The 18889-nt window shown below is 63.8% G+C and carries 24 protein-coding genes and 1 pseudogene; 7 read left to right on the forward strand and 18 right to left on the reverse strand.

Annotation, left to right across the window (positions count from 1 at the left end; translation table 11 throughout):
• The 5 genes and pseudogenes from BM013_RS38310 to BM013_RS38330 form a co-directional block, all read left to right on the forward strand.
• A pseudogene (locus tag BM013_RS38310) lies at nt 1-382 on the forward strand (citrate transporter); the annotation flags it as partial.
• Between the two features lie 43 nt (nt 383-425).
• Nucleotides 426-995, forward strand: coding sequence for a hypothetical protein (locus tag BM013_RS38315; RefSeq protein ID WP_093135559.1), 570 nt, complete (start codon nt 426-428; stop codon nt 993-995).
• 247 nt (nt 996-1242) lie between these two features.
• Nucleotides 1243-1506, forward strand: coding sequence for a hypothetical protein (locus tag BM013_RS38320; protein WP_093135562.1), 264 nt, complete (start codon nt 1243-1245; stop codon nt 1504-1506).
• A 16-nt stretch (nt 1507-1522) separates the two neighbouring features.
• A complete protein-coding gene (locus BM013_RS38325) occupies nt 1523-2647 on the forward strand; it encodes a sensor histidine kinase (RefSeq protein ID WP_093135564.1) in 1125 nt (374 codons plus the stop codon).
• Nucleotides 2648-2678: 31 nt separating this feature from the next.
• Nucleotides 2679-3419, forward strand: coding sequence for a trypsin-like peptidase domain-containing protein (locus BM013_RS38330; RefSeq protein WP_093135567.1), 741 nt, complete (start codon nt 2679-2681; stop codon nt 3417-3419).
• A 985-nt stretch (nt 3420-4404) separates the two neighbouring features.
• Here the strand turns inward: BM013_RS38330 and BM013_RS38340 are convergent.
• Nucleotides 4405-4770, reverse strand: coding sequence for a response regulator (locus tag BM013_RS38340; protein WP_093135570.1), 366 nt, complete (start codon nt 4768-4770; stop codon nt 4405-4407).
• A gap of 180 nt (nt 4771-4950) precedes the next feature.
• Here BM013_RS38340 and BM013_RS38345 point away from each other — a divergent pair, with 180 nt between their 5' ends.
• Nucleotides 4951-5235, forward strand: coding sequence for a hypothetical protein (locus BM013_RS38345; RefSeq protein WP_093135572.1), 285 nt, complete (start codon nt 4951-4953; stop codon nt 5233-5235).
• 348 nt (nt 5236-5583) lie between these two features.
• Here the strand turns inward: BM013_RS38345 and BM013_RS42040 are convergent, their stop codons facing one another.
• From BM013_RS42040 to BM013_RS38360, 5 genes are all read right to left on the reverse strand, one after another.
• Nucleotides 5584-5718: a hypothetical protein gene (locus BM013_RS42040; RefSeq protein WP_256221875.1), complete on the reverse strand. Its 135-nt coding sequence runs from the start codon at nt 5716-5718 to the stop codon at nt 5584-5586.
• 199 nt (nt 5719-5917) lie between these two features.
• A complete protein-coding gene (gene tnpB, locus BM013_RS40985) occupies nt 5918-6199 on the reverse strand; it encodes an IS66 family insertion sequence element accessory protein TnpB (protein ID WP_143098480.1) in 282 nt (93 codons plus the stop codon).
• 12 nt (nt 6200-6211) lie between these two features.
• Entirely contained in the window at nt 6212-6445 is a 234-nt protein-coding gene (locus tag BM013_RS40990) for a hypothetical protein (RefSeq protein WP_143098481.1), read from the reverse strand.
• A gap of 522 nt (nt 6446-6967) precedes the next feature.
• Complete coding sequence (locus BM013_RS38355) at nt 6968-7210, reverse strand: hypothetical protein (protein WP_093135578.1); 243 nt, start codon at nt 7208-7210, stop codon at nt 6968-6970.
• On the reverse strand, nt 7207-7956 hold the full coding sequence (locus BM013_RS38360) for a Crp/Fnr family transcriptional regulator (protein WP_093135581.1): 750 nt from the start codon (nt 7954-7956) through the stop codon (nt 7207-7209). The genes BM013_RS38355 and BM013_RS38360 overlap by 4 nt, the downstream gene beginning before the upstream one ends.
• Nucleotides 7957-8416: 460 nt before the next feature.
• Here BM013_RS38360 and BM013_RS40995 point away from each other — a divergent pair, with 460 nt between their 5' ends.
• On the forward strand, nt 8417-8716 hold the full coding sequence (locus BM013_RS40995) for a hypothetical protein (RefSeq protein ID WP_143098482.1): 300 nt from the start codon (nt 8417-8419) through the stop codon (nt 8714-8716).
• A gap of 179 nt (nt 8717-8895) precedes the next feature.
• On the opposite strand, the gene virB11 is transcribed toward BM013_RS40995, so the two are convergent.
• From virB11 to BM013_RS38410, 12 genes are read right to left on the reverse strand one after another with little or no spacing between them, the layout of a single operon-like run.
• The gene (virB11, locus tag BM013_RS38365) at nt 8896-9966 is read right to left on the reverse strand and encodes a P-type DNA transfer ATPase VirB11 (protein ID WP_093135583.1); all 1071 of its coding nucleotides are present in this window, start codon (nt 9964-9966) and stop codon (nt 8896-8898) included.
• Entirely contained in the window at nt 9963-11210 is a 1248-nt protein-coding gene (locus tag BM013_RS38370; protein WP_093135586.1) for a TrbI/VirB10 family protein, read from the reverse strand. Before BM013_RS38370 ends, virB11 begins: the two co-directional genes overlap by 4 nt.
• A gap of 4 nt (nt 11211-11214) precedes the next feature.
• On the reverse strand, nt 11215-12027 hold the full coding sequence (locus tag BM013_RS38375; RefSeq protein ID WP_093135589.1) for a TrbG/VirB9 family P-type conjugative transfer protein: 813 nt from the start codon (nt 12025-12027) through the stop codon (nt 11215-11217).
• Nucleotides 12024-12806 carry a VirB8 family type IV secretion system protein gene (locus BM013_RS38380; RefSeq protein WP_093135591.1) on the reverse strand — a complete coding sequence of 261 codons (783 nt, stop codon included), beginning with the start codon at nt 12804-12806 and terminating at the stop codon, nt 12024-12026. Before BM013_RS38380 ends, BM013_RS38375 begins: the two co-directional genes overlap by 4 nt.
• Nucleotides 12803-12946 (reverse strand): hypothetical protein, encoded by a 144-nt coding sequence (locus BM013_RS41530; RefSeq protein WP_177225685.1) that lies wholly within the window; start codon nt 12944-12946, stop codon nt 12803-12805. The genes BM013_RS38380 and BM013_RS41530 overlap by 4 nt, the downstream gene beginning before the upstream one ends.
• 13 nt (nt 12947-12959) lie before the next feature.
• A complete protein-coding gene (locus tag BM013_RS38385) occupies nt 12960-13910 on the reverse strand; it encodes a TrbL/VirB6 family protein (protein WP_093135594.1) in 951 nt (316 codons plus the stop codon).
• A gap of 28 nt (nt 13911-13938) precedes the next feature.
• The gene (locus BM013_RS38390; RefSeq protein WP_093135597.1) at nt 13939-14193 is read right to left on the reverse strand and encodes a hypothetical protein; all 255 of its coding nucleotides are present in this window, start codon (nt 14191-14193) and stop codon (nt 13939-13941) included.
• Nucleotides 14194-14197: 4 nt separating this feature from the next.
• A complete protein-coding gene (gene virB5, locus BM013_RS38395) occupies nt 14198-14920 on the reverse strand; it encodes a P-type DNA transfer protein VirB5 (RefSeq protein WP_093135599.1) in 723 nt (240 codons plus the stop codon).
• Nucleotides 14920-17427, reverse strand: a complete 2508-nt coding sequence (locus BM013_RS38400) for a VirB4 family type IV secretion/conjugal transfer ATPase (protein ID WP_177225686.1) — start codon at nt 17425-17427, stop codon at nt 14920-14922. Before BM013_RS38400 ends, virB5 begins: the two co-directional genes overlap by 1 nt.
• The gene (locus BM013_RS41535) at nt 17427-17756 is read right to left on the reverse strand and encodes a hypothetical protein (RefSeq protein WP_177225687.1); all 330 of its coding nucleotides are present in this window, start codon (nt 17754-17756) and stop codon (nt 17427-17429) included. The genes BM013_RS38400 and BM013_RS41535 overlap by 1 nt, the downstream gene beginning before the upstream one ends.
• A 9-nt stretch (nt 17757-17765) precedes the next feature.
• Complete coding sequence (locus BM013_RS38405; RefSeq protein WP_143072624.1) at nt 17766-18134, reverse strand: hypothetical protein; 369 nt, start codon at nt 18132-18134, stop codon at nt 17766-17768.
• Nucleotides 18135-18177: 43 nt separating this feature from the next.
• Complete coding sequence (locus BM013_RS38410) at nt 18178-18762, reverse strand: lytic transglycosylase domain-containing protein (protein ID WP_177225688.1); 585 nt, start codon at nt 18760-18762, stop codon at nt 18178-18180.
• Nucleotides 18763-18889 lie beyond the last annotated feature (127 nt).

Raw genomic sequence — 18889 nt, forward strand, 5'->3', positions numbered from 1 at the left:
GGGCGTCGACTGGGCGTTGCTGGCCATCATCGCGCTGATGTTCGTCGACCTGCGCCAGCTCGCCGAGCTGCCGGCCGTGGCCGCGCTGGTGGGGCAATGGCCGATCGCCGAAGGCTGGCGCGCCTACCTTGCCGCCATCGTCACCTCGCAGTTCATCAGCAACGTGCCGGCCACCATCCTGCTCGACCGCTACGTGCACGACCTGCCCGCGCTGGCGGCCGGCGTGAGCGTGGGCGGCTTCGGCTGCGTGCTGGGCTCGCTGGCCAACCTCATCGCGCTGCGGCTGGCCAAGGTGCCGCACGGGCTGCGCGAGTTCCACCGCATCAGCATTCCTTTCCTGGTCGTGTGCGCGGCGTCGGCGCTGCTGCTGCGGCTCGGCTGATCGTGTTTTTCCGTTCCACGACCACTCACGCAAAGGACTCCCCATGGCGCATTCCCATGACAACCACGACACCCATGACACCCTCGATGTCTGGTCCGTCGAAGGCCGCTTCCAGCACCTGGTGTACAGCCCCAGGGGCGGCGTCGAAGGCGTGCTGATCGACACCGACGGCGTGCCCACGCAGTTCGTTTTCGGGCGCCACGACGAAGGCGCGGCGTCCGCCTTCGCGGGCCTGCAGGTCGGCCAGGCGCTGGTGATCGAGGGCACCGAAGAAGGCCCCTCCCCCAAGGGGAAGGCGGCCCACACGGTGTACCGCTTCGAGCGGCTGGCCTCGGTCGACGGCGAAACGCCGCGGCACGCGGGCGCCGGCGAACGCATCGACGGCACGGTGGTGCGCCTGAACTACGCACGCCACGGCGAGGCCAACGGCGTGGTGCTCGACACGGGCGACTTCGTCCACACCCGGCCCGACGGCTTCGAGCGGCTGGGCCTGAAGATCGGCGACGCAGTGCGTGCCGAGGGCCGCGCCCAACCGCTGGCAACCGGCGAAGGCCGCGTGATCGAGGCCGCGCGGGTCAATGGCCGGTCAATGTGCGCGGCCGGGGAAGGCTGAGGCGGCCCGCCGGAGGCTGCTGCTCAGCACAGGCGCTCCACGGACAGAGCTCTGGCTTGCGCCGCAGGCGCAACCAGCGAGAGCGCGGGAAAGCTAGTTCGCGGCTCTCTTGGTTGCCCTCGCGTGGCCGATCCGTTGGGGTGTCAGTGCCAGCGCAATCTTGACCAGTTGGAGCCACGATCGCACCGGCGCAAAACAGGCGGTAGTCTGATGCCTGTCACACTGTTCCGCTTTGCCCGGAGAAAACATGTCCAAACTTGCGGCCAAGGCGGCCATCGCCTCGCTCACCAGGAACAGCCGTGACGTGCACCTCGAGGCCGTGGCGGTCACGCTGTACAACGGGGTAATCCTGAAGGGCATCTTCAAGCGCCCTTCGGAAGAGGATGTCGGCTGCGTCACAGGATCGTCCAGTGCCTTGGCCGACACGAGCACCCACGTCAGCACGTTCTTCGACCTGGACGACGTGGTGAGCTTCACCTATGCCGAGCAGAATCAGCGCATCGACTACTGAAGCGCATACTCCGGCGATGCGTCTGAGCCAGTTCATCAAGGAAAACACCGAAGCGATCCTTGTCGAATGGGAGGACTTTGCAAGAACGATGATCCCCCCGGCGGAGACCATGTCCGTCGTCGAACTGCGCGATCACGCGGGCGAGATACTGCTTGCCATTGCCCGAGAGATGGATTCCGTGCAGACCGAGGACGAGCGCGAAGCCAAGTCCAGGGGCCTGGCCCTGCCGCGCGACAGGTCGACCTTCGCGGCGACGCACGGCGGCCTGCGGCAGCGCGTCGGCTTCGATTTGACACAACTCGGCGCGGAGTACCGCGCCTTGCGCGCTTCCGTTCTGCGCCTTTGGATGAAAGTGGCTGGCGAAGTCGATGCGGTGATGCTGGAAGACGTCGTGCGGTTCAATGAGGGCATCGACCAGAGTCTGGCCGAGGCGATGGCCTCGTACTCCGAACTCGTTTCAAATTCGAGGGACACCTTCCTGGCGGTGCTCGGGCACGACTTGCGCAATCCGCTCGGCGCGCTCAGTACGTGCCTGCATCTGATTCAGAAGGGCGGCGACGCCCGCCCGAGGGAGCGCATCTTGCGCATCGCGCGGCAAAGCATCACCTCGATCAGCGCCATGATCACGGATCTGCTTGAGTACACGCGCACGCGGCTCGGGCGCGGCATCGAGGTGGTGCCTCACAAGGGTGATCTGGGTGCGCTGTGCCAGGAGGCGTTCGACGAGGTGTCCACCGCCTATCCCCATCGATTGCTGCGAGCCAGCATCCCCCCACAGATCGAGTTGAGCTTCGATGCGACACGCATGCGCCAGGTGCTGACCAATCTTCTGACCAACGCTGTGCACCACGGGGATCCTGAGTTCCCGGTCATCTTGAGCGTCGCGGACGAGCCGACGCAGGTGTTGATCGTGGTGACGAATCGCGGCGTTCCCATACCGCCCGACGCCATGCAGGTCATTTTCAATCCGCTGGTGCAGGTGGTCAGTAAGCAATCCGAACCGCATGAGCGGCCCGCGACAAGCCTGGGCCTGGGCCTGTTCATCGCACGCGAGATCGTCACGGGCCATGGTGGCACCATCACGGTCACGTCTTCAAGCGATGAGGGCACCGCCTTCAGCGTACATCTGCCCCGCAGCTGAGCACACAGGCTGCCCGGCCACTGGAATCTGAATGACCGAACCCTTGCTCATGACCACTGCGCGGGTCACAACCTTCGACGGCGAGCGACTGCTGACCGGGGCCAGCGGCTTCTTCTTCGAGCGAGCGGAACGGCTCTTTCTCGTCACGAGCCGCCACGTGCTGCATGACGATGCAAGCGAGCACCGCCCGAACCGCATCGAGGTCGAGGTGCATGTCGATCCGGTGAACCTCACGCTGTCGCACAACGTGTCGGTGTGGCTTTATGAAGCGGGCAAGAGTCAGTGGAGACAGGGCGCAGACTCGGGCGGTGAAATCGATGTGGCGGCGATCGAGATTGATCGCGCCCTGCTTCCTGCGGGGGTGCAGCTGTGCTGCTTTTCGGAAGAACATCTGCAGGTGGCACCGGACGAAGTCGAGGTCGGCGCGAGCCTTCTGATCGTCGGTTTCCCGCTCGGATTCCACGACACGATGTATCACTTGCCCGTGGTCAGGCAGGCCGCCGTCGCATCGGCTTTTGGCATCCGTTTTCAAGGGCAAGGCCTTTTCTTGACCGACGCGCGCACACATCGCGGAACCAGCGGCGCGCCCGTTGTCATGCGCGCTCCGGGTACAGGCGCGACACTCCCCTGGAAGCTGCTCGGCATTCATTCGTCTCGCATCGATATGGGAACTCGCGACGTCAATCTCGACGAATCGCTTGGGCTCAACGCGGCCTGGTACGCCACCATCCTTCTCACGCTGACGGCCAATCCGATCCTCGGAAGGAGTTGACCGGTTCAGGGGCAGCAGCTCAAAACCTGGCATTCCGCGCGAGTCTTGCTGAATGGAAGGGACTTGCCCGTCCTGATCTGTCCGCGGAATGCTCTTTGTGCGTGCGGCAAATGGCGTCCGAGTGCCACGATGTGAAGTGCTCTCCGACGATGCGCGACCTCGGTGGGCTGGCCCGACGAGCACATCGCCGCGACCCTCAATCGCATGGGCCTTCAACCGGGGCAGGCGAAGACGTGGACCGCGCATCGCGTGAGCTCCGTGCGCAGAGAGAACGACATCCGCGCGTGCCGTTCAGCTCACGAGGATGGGCAGCGGTTGACCATGTCGGAAGCCGCTGCGGAGCTCGGCGTCAACAACCACAGCTGGCAGCAGGGCGGCCGGCATGCAATGTCTCGGCGTGCGCGACACTGCGTCCCGACGCATTGGCGAACAGCCGCACTGGTGGGCCAGTGCCATTCGTCTGTGCCTTGCGCCCAGGCTCGTTCGGTACCTGGACCGTGGTCTCGTCGCCGTAGAACACACCCGGGCTCATGATCGCAGTCGGCGGCGGCGCAAGGCCTCGCTGCGGTGACCGTGCTGCACGCGCTCCGCCCGGGCTGGCGCGACTCGAGCGTCGCTCGCGATCGAGTACACTCCAGCCACGCTCAATGGTTCTGAGCGCTGTCCTTCGGGGCAAGCTGAACCCGATACCAGCGCGTCGAAGTCACTACGACGAAGAAAACAAAAATGACTTCATGCAAAAGAATTTGCCGTAGCGTGGACCGCGTAAGAGTTCACGACCACATTCTCAAAGCCCGCCTCGTGCGGGCTTTTTCATGGGCGCGCCTTCTGCATTTTGCCGCGAAGCCGGATGTCTCCTCCAGTCCAGTCGATGCACGCCGCGATGGTGGTCCTTTATGGGCGTCGCATGGCGAGGACGTCATCGTCCTATTCCCCGAAGGATTCTCAGCAAACGCGACGCGCTTGATGCCGACAAGATACTTGTTCACGACAAGTTGCACCAGTCAAAGAACAGGTCGAGTTCCTTTGACTTGTCAAAAATCGCGTCGGCACCCAGTTCCATGCTGCGACGTCGCATTTCCTCAGTGGGGTAATTCGTCAGCACCACCACGCGTTGGTGGGCCAGCCGACCTTGGCAAGCGCGCAAGACAGTCAGACCGGACCCTTCGCGGAGGAAGAGATCTACCACCACCAGCTGCCATGTGTGCTTGCAACTTTCAAGAATGGAAATGGCTTCGCTTGCTGTTTCTGCGACTGCCACTACGTCTACATTGGAAAGCTCCGTCAGGGCTGGAATCAAGTTCTCCCTGATGACCTTGCTGTCTTCGACCAGGATGGTTGCGAGCGGCATAGCGATTGCGCACGGGCGCCATGTCAGTGTTAGGGGAGCTGGCTGAAAACTAAGCGGTCTTGATTTATACGGGTAAGTCACTCCGCGCTTGTAGGCCTAAAGCTCAACTTGTGCGCTGCGTGTTGGCAACTTCGCATTCTTGGCTAGCATTCAGAACAGTCGCTCAATCCGAGGAAAGCCATGCCCAAGCAAAAGCCACTTTCAAGCACGAAAAAGACACACGGCCTTGCCAAAGCGCTGAAAGAGAACAAGGACGCGACCCAGGCAGTTGAGAAGGCGGCGGACGACCTTGCGGTTGTGCACGCCGTTTTAGACAGCGAGTTGCCGAAAGAGATTGTGTCATCCGATGTGGATCGTGCAGTCGAGCAGACAAGCGAACTGGAAAAGCAGCTCAGTGCTTCCAGTGAGAAGTTGAAGAAGGTGAATGAGGCACTGGAGCGGGAGCTGACCAATGACAACGCTTAGTTGTCGGGCCGACGGACGCAGCGTGGCCCCCGAGCGCAGTTGCACACGATCACTTCCACCCTGCGCCCCCACCTGAAGACTCCATTCGCTTCGCACTCCAGCGGATGTTTTTTGCATCTTGATCCGAGCCCGAGCCAGTGATCCTAAGGGGTGGTCATGGATCCGACGAAGGCGACGCATTCCACGAGGTTGAGGGCGGCCAGCAGCAGGTATTTCTCGGCCTCGGTGCGCGCGCGCAGCTAGTCGTGGTCGCGAGGTATCCGTAGACGAAGGCAAGCAGGTAGCGTTCGGAATACTCGTCACAGAACTGCTGGACAAGCTGGTCCGCCCAACGCGCCCGGCAATCCCTCATTGAAGCGAACCCTCGCCGTCGAGCAAGCACTTGTCCTGCACCTCTTCAGAGACGACCGGCCACGTATGGCCGCCGCGCTTCATCGCCTGGAATGCCACGAACAGGACGTGCAGCAGCACCTCCTGTTCCACCACGCCGACGCCTGCGTATGCACGATGCGGTCGTCTGTAGCGGTCTCACCGAGCATGCTCTGCATGTTGCACGAGTAGGCGCCCGCTGCGCATCGACAGATGCGATGCCAACGGCAACGTTGGTCCGTCAGCGCTTCATGATCGGCTGATGACGCTGAGTTCGCCCAAGCGCTGCCATGGCAGGCCGACCACCAGGGCTTCAAACTGCCGCGCGGTTAGTTGCAGCGTGGCAGCCGGAAGCTGCCCTGGCGAAGGTTCCAGCCTGACGAAGCGCCCCGCGTGCAGGCGACGCGTGGCGCACCACACCGAAGCCATCGTGCACGAGCAGCTTGACGCGCGTGGAGCGCAGGTCCGCGAAAAGGCAGCCAGGGTGTGCGCGCGCCTCGCCGACTGTGTTGACAACGATGTTGAGCAATCGGCCGGCCCCGGCGCGCATGTCCTGCGGCTGACTCCACAGCCACAGTGTGTCGATGCCGATCAACGAGCAGGCTCCTCAGCCCGCGCACAGCGCGTCGGCCAGCGCGCGCAACTGCGCGGCGTACAGCGCGCCCGAACTGGCAGCACACCAACAAAGATCCGCCTTGTGGTCACGGATTTCAAGAGCGGACTGCGCGAACTGCGACCAGCGCCCGATACCGACAAAGGCGCCCCGGAAGGGAGGCCAGCGTTCCTCACGCCGTGCAAGCACCGAATCCGGGTCCCGCCCCACGCAAGCAGGCAGGTCCACCGAGACATTCGCGACTGGAGCAATGGCGTGTCTCAACCCCAGGAAATGCTCGGCGCTCTCAGCCGCTGCGGCTCGTGTGGCCGCGCCTGACGTACCCCTCGTCGCCACTTTGCGTCCCGCGTGATCCGAGCATCTGGGCCAGCGCCTCCTCGCGAGATATTGGTCCACTTTGCCCGTCCACCGCGCACGCCCCAGCTTCATGCCTCAACAGCTGAGGCCCACGCGCGGTGACGGACCCACTGACGACGTCCCCGGCGTCCACCGCCGGACCATCGCGCCGAAGCAGAACGGCACAGGTCCCATCCTCCGTCTCGACCGCGAACGTCATGCGGTCTGCGGCCACTGCAATCACGATAGCGTTCGTCATGTGCACAATTCGATCAACTGAAAATCTCCTCACCCGAATCGCCGTTCGCCGCGAGGGTTGCGCCGCTGCCGCTGCCGCCACGCTCCTCACCGGCGAAGAGCACCCACAAGTCGCTGCCGACGACGGCAGAACTTCCGACAGGCACCGCCACATCCCTAATTCGCATCACCTATCGGTTCCTCCTCATCCGGACGCTCGTCGGAGCGACCCGACTTCGCCGCCAAGCTCTTTCGGGCCTCCTTCACCGCTTCCAGCAGGCTGTCGGCGGTGAGGGCCGCGGCGTCGGCGGTCATCGTGACCGCGAGCCCGTCGGGTCCGTCCAGAATCACCACGCCGCTCTCTGCCGTGGCCCGACCCGGATCATCGCGAGGTTTGAGAGCGCTGCTGCGGTCCGTCATGAGGGAGCTCCTGCTGATGCGACGGCGCGCGCCGCGGTCTGTTGATTCAAGTACAGATACTCGGGATCGAACATCGCTTTGGCGGTCAACCCCTTCAAGTCCGTGATGTTCACAACCGAAGACCGAACGTGGCACAGGCCCGCCTCGCGCAATTCACGCAACACGCGGTTCACATGCACGTTCGTCAAGCCGCAGACCTCGCCGATGTCAGCCTGCGTCATGGGCAGTGCGAACCCGGTTCCGTCTGACGCGCCGATCGCCAAGAGTCGAGCATTCATCTCGCACAGAAAGTGGGCGACGCGCTGAACAGCCGTCAGACTGGCCAACCGATAGATCCACTGCCGGTGCATTGCCGCGTCAAGCAATGTCAAAAACCACAGCCGCCTTGTCAAACCTGGGTCCTCCGCCTGAATGCGCTCCAGCGACGCATGAGGAAAGACGGCGACCTCGATGTCGGTCAGCGCACCGACGTCATGATCCAGCTTCTTCAGCGCGTAGGCATGCAGGTCCACGAAGTCACCAGGCACATGCACGGCGACGAGATGGCGTCGACCGTCGGGCGCGTCGACATGGCGAGTCATGAACCCGCTCACGAGAAGCGTGCTGATGCTGACGGGCGCGCCCTGCCGGACGACCACATGCCCGGCCGGATACAGCTGCGTGACCGAGATTGCACCTTCGAGAACATCTCTCTCCTCTTCGGAGAGCTCGGCGACACGGTTGCGGAGTAGGTTTTGGGTGAACATGAGACCTCGACAAAAGATGCTGCACCATGGCTTGGCGCCACGCATTAACTTGGATCAATTTACGGCGATTGGATGAGCATGCAAATGAAGAGAGGGACCGTGTCCTACCCTTTTCGGCGCCACGCGCCTCATACCTTCGCGCTTGGCGCGTTGGCTCAACCAAGCGCAACCCCATGCGCAAGAACACCAAGGCGGTGCGGGATGCCGCACTAAATGTAAATGCGTCCGTCGCGTCTTCCGATCTGGCTGCGACACTGTCGACGCGCAACGTCGGTGCAGCGCGCGCTGAAGGTATGCGGCACCTCGCCCACGCGCGGCGCGCGCTGCTTCGCCTTCACAGACCGGAACAGCCGGGTCGCAACCGATCGGCCGGGCTCCGCAACTGCGACAGTGCGCGGACGTGGTGTGCGGCACCGGTGGCAATCGGGACTGGTCGGAGCACCCCGCGCATGCCGACGCGATGCAGGTGCAGTTCCTGAGCACCTACAACGGTGCGGGCGGCCACCGCCATGTCCATGGCGTGAATCTGGGCGTGAGCACACAGGCGCATCACGCGGTGGGCGGCGAGTATTTTGCACCGGTTGAAGCGTTGCAGGAGGCAGGGACGAGCATCGCCTGGAGCGCCGCGCCCCGCGTTTGCACCAGCGCAGGCAGTGCGGCCCTCGCCTCGCACGGCTTAAGTGCTGCGATCTGTCTGGCGGTGAATGCGTTGGCGGCGGCAACCACAGCCCCTGTGGCAAAAGGAGGCTGCCGGCATTGACGTCGGGCGCAGATTGGCTGGAAGAGGACTTCGCAGGTCCGAGCGAGCGCGATCATGACACCCGTCGAACTGCAAACGTATGCTGTGCGACGCACCCGATCGATGCGGGCCTAGGAACTCGAGGCCATGCATCACTGTGAAGTATCGAGTGGGCGCGCAGCATCGTCTCGGCGGGCGCATCACCGCAGCGAGGCCATCGCGTGCATCGGGTCGTAGTAAACCGCAGGCACATGCCGCCCGGAAGCCGGGTCAAACACGATCTGCACCACGACGTGCACCAGCATATGCAGCAGGCGCAGGATGTCCTCGAGGCTGAGGCTTCGGCCTTCATCCGACGCCTTGATGAGCAGGGCCACCCGCAGGAACGCCTCGCGCGGTGAATTCGCATGGACCGTGGTGATGCCGCCGGGGTGGCCGGAGTTGAGCACGTTCTGCACGTAGTAGAAGGTCTCGTCGCCGCGCAGTTCAGCGAGCATCACGCGGTGCGGTGTCTTGCGCATGACCGCCTGCAGTACCTCCTTCGCACTCGCCCCGACCATGCGCTCCCCACCCTGGCTCTCGCGGCGGTAAAACAGTGCCTGCGAATTCGGGTGGTTGTGCAGCGGCATCTCCGGGGTGTCCTCGACCGTGAGGATCCGCTCCCAATGCGGGATGAGTTCGATGAGCGCGCGGATGAACGATGTCTTGCCGCTGCCCGTGGCGCCCGACACAAGGATGTTCTCCCGCCCGCGCACCGCGTGGGCCAGGAAGGCCGGCCAGTCTCCCGCGCACGCGAGCGCCCAGCGTTCGCGCTGCATAGGCTCGAGCACCGTGCCGAGCCGCACGCGCTCCTCCTCGCCCAGCGCCGGCGCGAAGACATGCCGCGTCTGCGTGAAATAGCCCTGCCCGGCGAACTGGCCGAGTGCGAACGGCTGGCTCGTGTGCTTGCGAAGGTTCAGGTAGATCATGCCGCGCGCGGCGGTCGGCGGCATCGTCATCTCCACGCGCTCGCCGCCAGGCAGGTGCGCGGACAGCACCGGATGCGCCTCGTCGAAGGGCTTGCGGGAGATATTGGCCAGGAAGCTGCCGAGCGTTTGCAGATAGTCGAACGAGACCTCAGGCGCTTCGACCGCCTCCCACACCCCGCCGCGCCACAACTGCACCACGCCGGGCGCGTTGACCGCAATCTCGTTGACGTCTCTGGCCTGGAGCCATTCGTCCAGGACACGCAGGTGAACGAGCACCGACAGATAGCGATCGGTCTCGCTCATGGTGCGCGCACCGGGCGCAGTTCGTACACGTCGGAAAAATCCACATCACGCGCAACGTAGATCTTGATCACCTCGCCCTGGTTCTTGGTCAGGCTCGGTCGCACCGCGCTGCCTTGGCGCAGCATCTCCTGCACGACCGACTGGGTCGTGCTGTCGGTGTTGCCCAGTCGCGAAAGCGTGCCCTGCGTGCCGATGTTGAAGGTGTCCCCCGTACGGCTGCTGGCGCGCTGCGCTGCGCGCGCCTCATCGCGGGCCATCGCGATCTGCTTGGCGTCCTCGAACAGCGAGAAGAACACCGCCCCCGCAAAGCGCTCGAACCACTTGTTGTCGATGTGGCCAGGCGTGCCCGAGCGCCCGAGTACGTCGGTGCCCGGGGAGTTCAGCGGCACCGCGACAAAGTGCGGTGTCACCGCGCGCGTCCAGAGCGTGAAGATCGTGCTCTGGCCAGCCTGCACACCCGGGGCGTACTCGCCTTCCAGCGTGGTACCTGCCTCCATCAGGATGACCTTGCCATCCATTGAATACACCGGCGCGCTCAGCACGCATTTGAGGAAGCCGGGCTGGTCGCTGAGAACCGCGGTGAGCAAGGTGCAGTCGGGCAGAGACCCTTTGCCCAGCGTGAGCGTCGGGTTCGCGATCAGCGCGGCGCTCGCTCCCGGGGTGGACGCGGCGGAGAGCGAACGACCCAGCACAGCCGCGCCGCCGGCACTCGCGTCGACCGTGGCGGCAAAGGCCGGCGTACTGCGCGCGTCCCCTGCTGCAATGCGCGTCGCCATGGTGGCACCCGCGCCATCGCCGACCTCGACACCCGGCGCAATGGATCCCTTGAGCCGTCGTTCGCGCACCCGTTGTGCCAGCGATTCGCCGCTGGACGCGGCGCTCGACGGCGCAGGAGCAACAGAGGGCGCCGGGCACTCGAGCCCCAGTGGCAAGCGCACACCACCCGGACACTCGACATACGACGGCGGCTGCCCCGCCGGTCCGGCCAGCGACAGGGGCACGGGAACTTCCGGAACCCCGACCGGCCGCGCATCCACTGCCACTTCCCCGCGGCCGGCTCGGGGTGCACCGAACCATCCGAAGAAGTTGTTGCGGCTCATGATGCCAAAAAGGATCAAAAGCGCGGCCAGGCACGCCGTCCCCACCAGGATCAGTTTCTGGCCCGGGGCGTTGCCGCGCGCCGGCTCGACGATGCCGTCCCGCTCCTCCTCCGCGACGGGTTGTTCGTGCCTGCGTTCAAACATACGCTCAGCCCCCTGTGGCCTTGATCACACGCTGGACCTTGCCGCTTGCGGTGCCGCTGGACATCGGCTCGATCGGCTGCCTCGGCGATCGGTTGGTGATCCCGGCCACCTGGTTGCCCCGGCGCAACAGGATGCGCTCCACCACGCGGTGCAGCACCATCGTGCCGCCCTCGACATGGAAATCCACCAGGCTCTCGCTGCCATCGGGCTCGACCACGAACGCGGCGGGCATCGCGTTCGCCGCCGAGAAGCGCATGAAGGTCTGGCGGCCGTTGTCGTGCATCGCGAGCGGCTGCAAGTCGGCCGAACCCACGATCCAGTAGTCGTCACTGCGGGTGCCATCGGACGCGGCGCCGGCCAGGTCCTGCCTCACCTGCGCGCGTTCGGCCTGCGCCCGGTCACCGCCGCCCCCGGAGACCCCTTCCGGATGCACGACGCGAACCCAGTAGGCCACGTTCCTGGCGCCACGCCCGGTGGTGCGCAAAACGAAGAGGTAGGAGCGCCGAAGGGTGAACAGCGTCAGGTTCGTGTCGGCCCTGACGTCCTTGGGCTTGATCAGGAAGAGATTGCCGTTGACCGCCGCGTGCCACGCATCACGGTCGCCCATGGCGAAGTTCGTGATCTGCTCGCCGGGTGCCAGCTCGATGGTCGTTGCCACGCCTTCGGCAGCGAAGATGCGCACCACGTCGTCGCCCGCGAGCCGCACCGTCTGGATTCGCGGATCACGCGCGGAGGGTCGCGTACCGATCTCCGCGCGAGCGCAATGCCAGCCCAGCGCAGCCCCCACGAGCAGCGACGCACACAAGAGACGGTTCATCGCGGCTCCGCCGGCCGCACCGACGCCATGGGCTCAATCGCAGCGTCCCGCGGCGTGCCCGAAGTGCCGCTCGAAGCCAGCACCTGTGCCGCGCCTTCCTGGTCGCGCCGGTAGTTCAGCGCGCAAAAGCCGAAGGCGTTGACATGCAGATCCTTGATCTGCCCTGGAATGTTGCCGGCGTCATACTGCACCGTCAGCGTGGCGATGTACCGCGTGCGTACCGGCGCCGCCACACCGCGGCTGACCGTCTTGTCGAAACGCACCTGCGCGACACGCAGGTCGTCTCTGTCGGTCGGCAGAAAGGTCACGTTCAGGATTTCGGCGCGCTCCGAATCGGTCGCGCTCATGGTCTTCACGGGTGACTGCGCGTTGGTCTGAGGATTGAAAAAGTTCTCCCACTCGGCGCGAACAGGGCCGCAGGACATCAGGTAGGCGGTCTTGTAGTTGGCCTCGGCTTCGCCGCGCGTGAATCCCTCGCGGGCGAGCACGTACCGCGCCACGTCGGACAACAGAATTTTCTGGTCGCGTGCCAGACCCACATGGGCCAGCTCCCCCGGCGCCTGCACATCGTAGGCACCAGTGGCGTTGTCCACGCGGATCACCGCGGGCACGAACTGCTTGAGCGGCAACAGGATGCTCACGCTGAGCACACTCAAGCCGCAAAGAACCGCGCAGACCCAGGCGACGGCCGTGCTGCGAGCGGCGCGGCGCTCCAGATCGTCCCGGCGCTGCGTGTCCCAGTCGAGCGCCGCGTCGAAGTAGGTCTGCTTGCGAGTCATCGCGCGGCCTTCGCGCCGGCAGGCGAGTTGATGGGACGTGCCTCGCCGGTGGGCCAACCCGGCGGCGCCTTGGCACCCGCGCAGCCGGCCAGCATCACGAAAAGCACCGAGAGCATCGCAACCCGCCAAAGGACCGTCATGCCTGTCATGGCTCTACCTCGACCTGCGCAGGCCCGAACCCGCGCGTGCGATCACACCGAGCCCGCTGAAAAACGATCCGCCACTGCCGCCGGTCATGGACGCGCAGATAGAAGGTATCTGCAGGAACATGCAGAACATCGCCAGGGAAATCAGGATGATCGGAACGCAGACGGCCACCACGTTAAGGCCTTCACCAGCGCCACTCGCTCCGGCAAGACTGCTCGCCACGTTCTGAATGCCGCCGTCGCCCGCCCCGCCCAACTGCGTGGTGAGCTTGGTCAGATAGCCGTTGAGTATCCCGATGAACATGAACACGAACAGCGCCGTGAACACGTGATAGAACACGAAGTACAGGGCAGTGCTGACCCAGGAGAAGAAGTAGTTCCGCGTCTGCACCAGCACCAGCGCCAACAGGAAGAAGGGCCCTACGGCGAGCACCAGGCTCAATCCAAGCTTGGAAAAGATTACAGCAAACAGCGCCGTTGCCAGCAGCATGTAGGCCGCGACGGTGACAAGCGCCGCGAGCACAAATACCGCAATCGCCGGCCCAATTGCAAAGTCGTGGGCAAGTCGCGACGCTGCCCCAAACATGCTGGAGATGAGATTGACGATCTTCTCGTTTACCTGGCCCAACAGGTTGGGTGCATCGGTCACTGCATGGTTGGCGGCCGTTGTCAGTTCCGACGGCAAGTTGAAGATCGGTCTGGCCACCCAGCTCAGGTAACCGTTTCCCATGACATGGAGCACCAGCATGAAGCCGACGAACTTGAGCAACCAGTCGCTCACCGGAATGGCCACCTTGCCCTCCATGACCAGGTAACACCAGATCAGCATGCAGATGCCCAGCAGGATCCAGGCGACGGGGATGACATATCCCGAAATGCCCGCCGCTGCACCTTCGTAGAAGCCGCTCAAGGCGTTTTCGAAGTTGGTGTAGATATCGGTGATGATCTCGTTGGACATGCATTGCTCCGACGATATGGATTTCTGCCTAGAAACGGATGTTGAGTGGCTTGCGCAGCGAGCCCGCTTTATCCAGCACGGCGCAGAACTCCGCTCGCCGGCCCTTCTTGGACACCTCAGCGGTGCATGCCTTCACAAGTTCAGCCATCGGGCCGAGGTTGCCCTTGTCTGCTTCAGCAGCCACGAACTGTGCATCGAAGGCGACTGCTTCATCTGTCTTTTCGCAGCCCATCAGGACAGCTGTCACAGCGCTACAGGTGAGCGCCAAGATCGTTCTGGTCATGGCGTCAAAACCTGATGCCGCCGGCTGCACCCCGGGCGAGTCCGGCATTGAACCCGTCGACAGTGGCCTGACGGCGAAGCTGCCGGTCCGCCTCCTGCATCGCCTGGATCGTGGACAACTTGATCTGCTCGTTCTGCATGCGCACCGTCTCCACCTGGATGCGTGCCTGGACCTCGGCGATGGCCTTCTGGTCTGTCGAGGCGTTGATCGAGCTCACGAAGGTCTGAAGGTTGCGGATGTTCTGTGCGGCCTTTCGGTAGCCAAGATCGCCGATCTGCTTTTGCAGCGCGAGCTGCTGCCATTGCTGGGTGCACCGCTCGCGCGAAGGGCCGTCGGCATTGAGTTCCGCGCACGAGCGAAGTTGATTCGCGCGCACAATGTCCTGCATGGCGCCGGAGACTCCCGAGAAGGCGCCGCTGCCGGTGCGCATCGCCTGTGCCGCAGCCGCATAGTCTTCAGGCAGATACTGGGTGATCAGATCGTTGTTCAGAAGGCTGCCGAGGTTGCGAGACCCCTGCAGCGTCCCGTAGAGCTGCTTCATCTGATCGAGCTGCTTGTCCATCGCACTGAGTTGTTCCATCCACTTGGCGATGGTTTCGATCTGGTTGACGACCGCGGGCAGGTCGCTGGTCACCGTCACCGGGACCTGGGCGTGCACGCCATGCAGCAAGCCCAGGCACGCCGCGGCAGCAAGGACGGGCCGTCGAACACCACGAGAAATTGACATCACGCTCTCCTTTCAAGAAAGATGGGAAGCCACCGCGCCGCATCGGGGCCGACGTCATCGATCGCGGCGCGCATCACCTCGACGTTGTCCAGGCTTGCGGACAGCACGGCGAGCATGTCCTCCATGCCCGAGAGATCCAGCCTCGCGAGGACCGATTCAGCGCCCTTTTTCAAGAGGAACTGTCCCGAGTTCTCTTCGGTGTGCTTGATCAGTTGGAACTCTCGCGGCGTGAGCTTCAGGCCGTCGATGTAGTCCGCCGGGTCCGCTTCGCCGTTGGGCAGGAGCAGCTGCGTGGGAAATTGCGACAACAGCGTGCTTCCCAGGGGTGAACGGCTGATGTCGCTCGGCTCCTGGGTGTCCAGGCCGATGACGCCATCCTCCTTGCGGATCGTCTTGCCCTTGTCCTCGATGAAGCGCTGCATGAGCGGATCCTTCAACGCCCGCCATGCCTCCGCGATATCGATGATGTGCGGCGCGCCCGCAGCCTCCAGGGTGATCTTGTGCGTCAGGTAGCGAAGGATCGGCGTGCGCGCCTCGTCGATGTCCAGGAAGTTGGTCATGTCAAAGCCAAAGGTGTCGCACCCGCGCAGGTCGAACCGGTCCTCGGCGTTGTCCAGCACCCATGCGAAGGCGCCGCCGTCGCACCAACGACCCAGCGCCTGATAGAGGCTCTGCTCCTCATGCGTCGGCAACGCGTCGCGCACCCTCGCGTAGCGACGCTGGTGCGGCGGCAGCTGATAGACCTGTCGGATGCTGCGCAGAAGGTCTTCCTCGTCACGGTGCGACATGAGGTACTTGCCGTCGAACTGCGCGTTCCAGGACATGATGCTCAGAATGACCGCAAGGTTCTCGGCCGTTGGCGGCAGCGAAAACGGATTCATCCCCGTCGGCTCTCCGGCTGCGATGTGGAAGTACCGCCCTTCCATGGCGCGGATGCAGATCTCTTCGCCGTAGTCCTTGTCGAAACTGAAGACCTTCAGGGTCTTCCCGTCGGCACGTGCGCGCTTTCTCGCGAGCAGGCGCAAAGCCAGCTTCAGCACCGTCTTTCCGCTGCCCGAGCGGCCAATGATCTTGTAGTTGCCCAGTTCCTTGCGATGCGCTCGCTGGGTGCGTCGGGTCCCCGCAGCTCTCGCGCCGCCGGCCGAGTCGACGTCCGGGACGGTCTCGTCGCCGTAGTCCAGATGCACCCCCTGCTCGCGAAGCCGATCGCGGCTCACATGAAAATTGAAGAAGTAGGGTCCTGCCGCCACTGTCTTCATCACCGCAATCGGCGCGCCCCACTGGCTGCCGTGTGCATTCCCAGTGGGATGGTTGTGAAGCGGGAAAAGCTTGGAAAGGTTCCTGCTGCTGATGGGCATCGCGCGAATGCGCCCATGCTTGAAGTTCCCAGGCAGGATGCTGAAGTAGGTGCAGATCAGCGCCCCGCCCCGTTCGCGCGACACCGACATGCTCTTCTGGTCCAGCAATGTGACGGCCGCGTTGATGTTCTGGTTGAGTTCCTTGATCGTCTCGCCGTAGACGACGAGAACGAGTTCATGGTCGAACATCGAGAACCGGCCAGCCTGAAGTTGGGTTCGCGCTGCGGCGACCTCGCCGAGTTGCTCTTCGTTGCCGCTCGTGCTCTTGATGCGGTTGTACTGGGACTTCAGCAAGGCATCCGCGCGATCGAAGGCCATGACGGTCACGGATTGGCTCAGCACGAATTCGAAGGGGGCCGCGAGAAGACCGTCGAACACCTTGACATCCAGCTGCTCGACGCGGTACGGCGCGACGAGCGTCAGGCAGGCTGCCAATTGCGAGCTGGAGGCGCCCTCGATCTCCACCGTTTCGGCACCGAAGTTGAGCGCGCCCGCCTGCAGCTTGTGGCTGAGTTCGCAGGCGTCCAGCCGGACATGCCGCTCAACGTGGTGTGCCAGTCGGCCATAGAACTGCGCCGCGCGCGAGCACGCCTGATGATCGATTTCGTACGTGCCCAACAGCCGAGGGTGATAGCGCCTCAGGCTGGCCACGAGTTGGGCTGACAGTCGCGCCAGATCCTCGCGCGCGCTGCGCCTCAGATGCACCATGGATTCACCGCCACTTTGCGAAAGGCGAAGACCAAGCCGATCGGCGCGGTTGGCGGCAATCCGGTAGACGGGTGACACGAAGAGCTGGTTGGTGAACAGCCGCTCACCCTCGAACTTCGCCGCGTACTGCTGCGCGAACTCGCGCGACAGGCCGTTGTCATACTCCAGGCCGGAAAGGTCGACATGCACCCGGCGGCGCTCCACATGGGTCCACAGCGCGACATGCGGACTTCGTGCCATGGTGTTGATGGCGGCCAACCATTGTTGGTTCAGGTTGTCGAGCTCCTTGTGCCCCATGGTCTCGAAGGCGATGCCCTGCACCGAGATCGTCTGTGTCAGGTCTCCCTCATAGGTGATGACGGTGTGGTCGTCGATCTGCTGCGAGTAGGGCAGGCAACTGGCCACGCTGCGTTCTGCGCGAGAGGCAGTGGTCGTGCGCATCAGTGCACCTCGCGACGGCTCAAATGAGGCGTGAACACGACGGCGCCGTCCGCGCCGCGCCGCCGGTTGGTGGCAAACCAGCGGTACCGATAGCTGGCTGTCAGATCCCGAACCCAGAACGGGTTCTCGTTCGTGCGCAACACCAAAATCAGGTGCAAGGGCAGCAGCAGCAGACTCCAGAACCCCACAAGCCGAACAGCCAGAAGCAACACCATGCATTCGATGCCGAAGACCGGCAGCGGGACGTAGGCCTGCAGAACGGGCACCTGTGGCCCGCGATACACCGTCACCCGCTCCAGCGGCGGCTCGTCGTGGCGTGGGTCGGCCATGTGCTGACCTCACAGGCTCGAGATGCCGGAGGCAGAGCCTCCCACCGCATCCTTGACGAACTGGATGATCGCCACCACACCGAACGCCAGCGCTGTGCCCAACAATGCCTGAAAGAAGATCTTCTTCGGATCCTCTCGGCCCAGCCAGTTGCCGGTGACCCAGTTCAGCAGCGTGACCAGACAGGCGATGGCGCCGATGACACCGACGACGCCGTAGATCGCGGTGAAGATATTGACGCCCGCCTGTTTGAGGCTTTGCGCAAGGGCTGGATCCAGCGTGGTCAGTGCGACGACCAAAGCGCACATGCGCCGCAAGGACCCTCCGACGAGGAGGTCCGGAGTTTGAGACTGGGTAATTGACCGTCTGGCTGACTTCATAAGAGGCTCCATCTCGTGGGATGTCACGTTGAGTCACGCCAGGCTAGAAGCCTTGGACAGCCGGCTTTTGCTCGAAGATGTCCAGTGTTTCCTCTGACGTCGATGACTTCTCAGTGCGGTCCGCGCGCAACGCCGAACTCGTCATCTGAAGCGAGACGGGCGATGCAGAAGCAAGGGTGCCTTGCGCGTATCCGATCACACGGCTTGCGTAGCCGTTCGCCACGCCTCGCCCGATGTCTCCGGCGTTGTATCCCCGCAGCGCCGCCCGGACGGCGCCATCTCCGGTGTACCCGACGGCTCGCGCATGGCCGTAGAAGCCGCGAAGAATCTCCTGCCCCGCGCGAAGATTCGTGCAGGGATCGAACGCGTCCTCCCAAGACATCCCGAAGCGCGCCACGTTGCGAGCGTGGATCTGGGCCAACCCTACCGAGAAGCGCCGGCCCGTCTTGACGAGCGCCTTGGCCTGGGCTACCGCTTGCGTCAGGGTGTCCGGCTGGCTCACAGGCGCCGCGCCCGCATCCATGCCAATGGCGAAAGGTCGCCAGGACGATTCGACGTGCACGAGCGCTCGCATCAGTGACGTTGCGACAAGCGGAGCACATTGGTCGAGCAGCGCGAAACCGTCCATGCTGAAGTTCTCCCGCGCTCCGAAAAGGAGCATAGGCGACTAGAAGTACACTTGCAGAAGACACCCATCGTGAATGTCTTGTTTTGCAAGACTACTGCCTTGGCATCGTCTTGAAAAGCATTGGTTA

The sequence above is a fragment of the Variovorax sp. OK605 genome (genome assembly GCF_900115445.1).
GTDB lineage: Bacteria > Pseudomonadota > Gammaproteobacteria > Burkholderiales > Burkholderiaceae_C > Variovorax.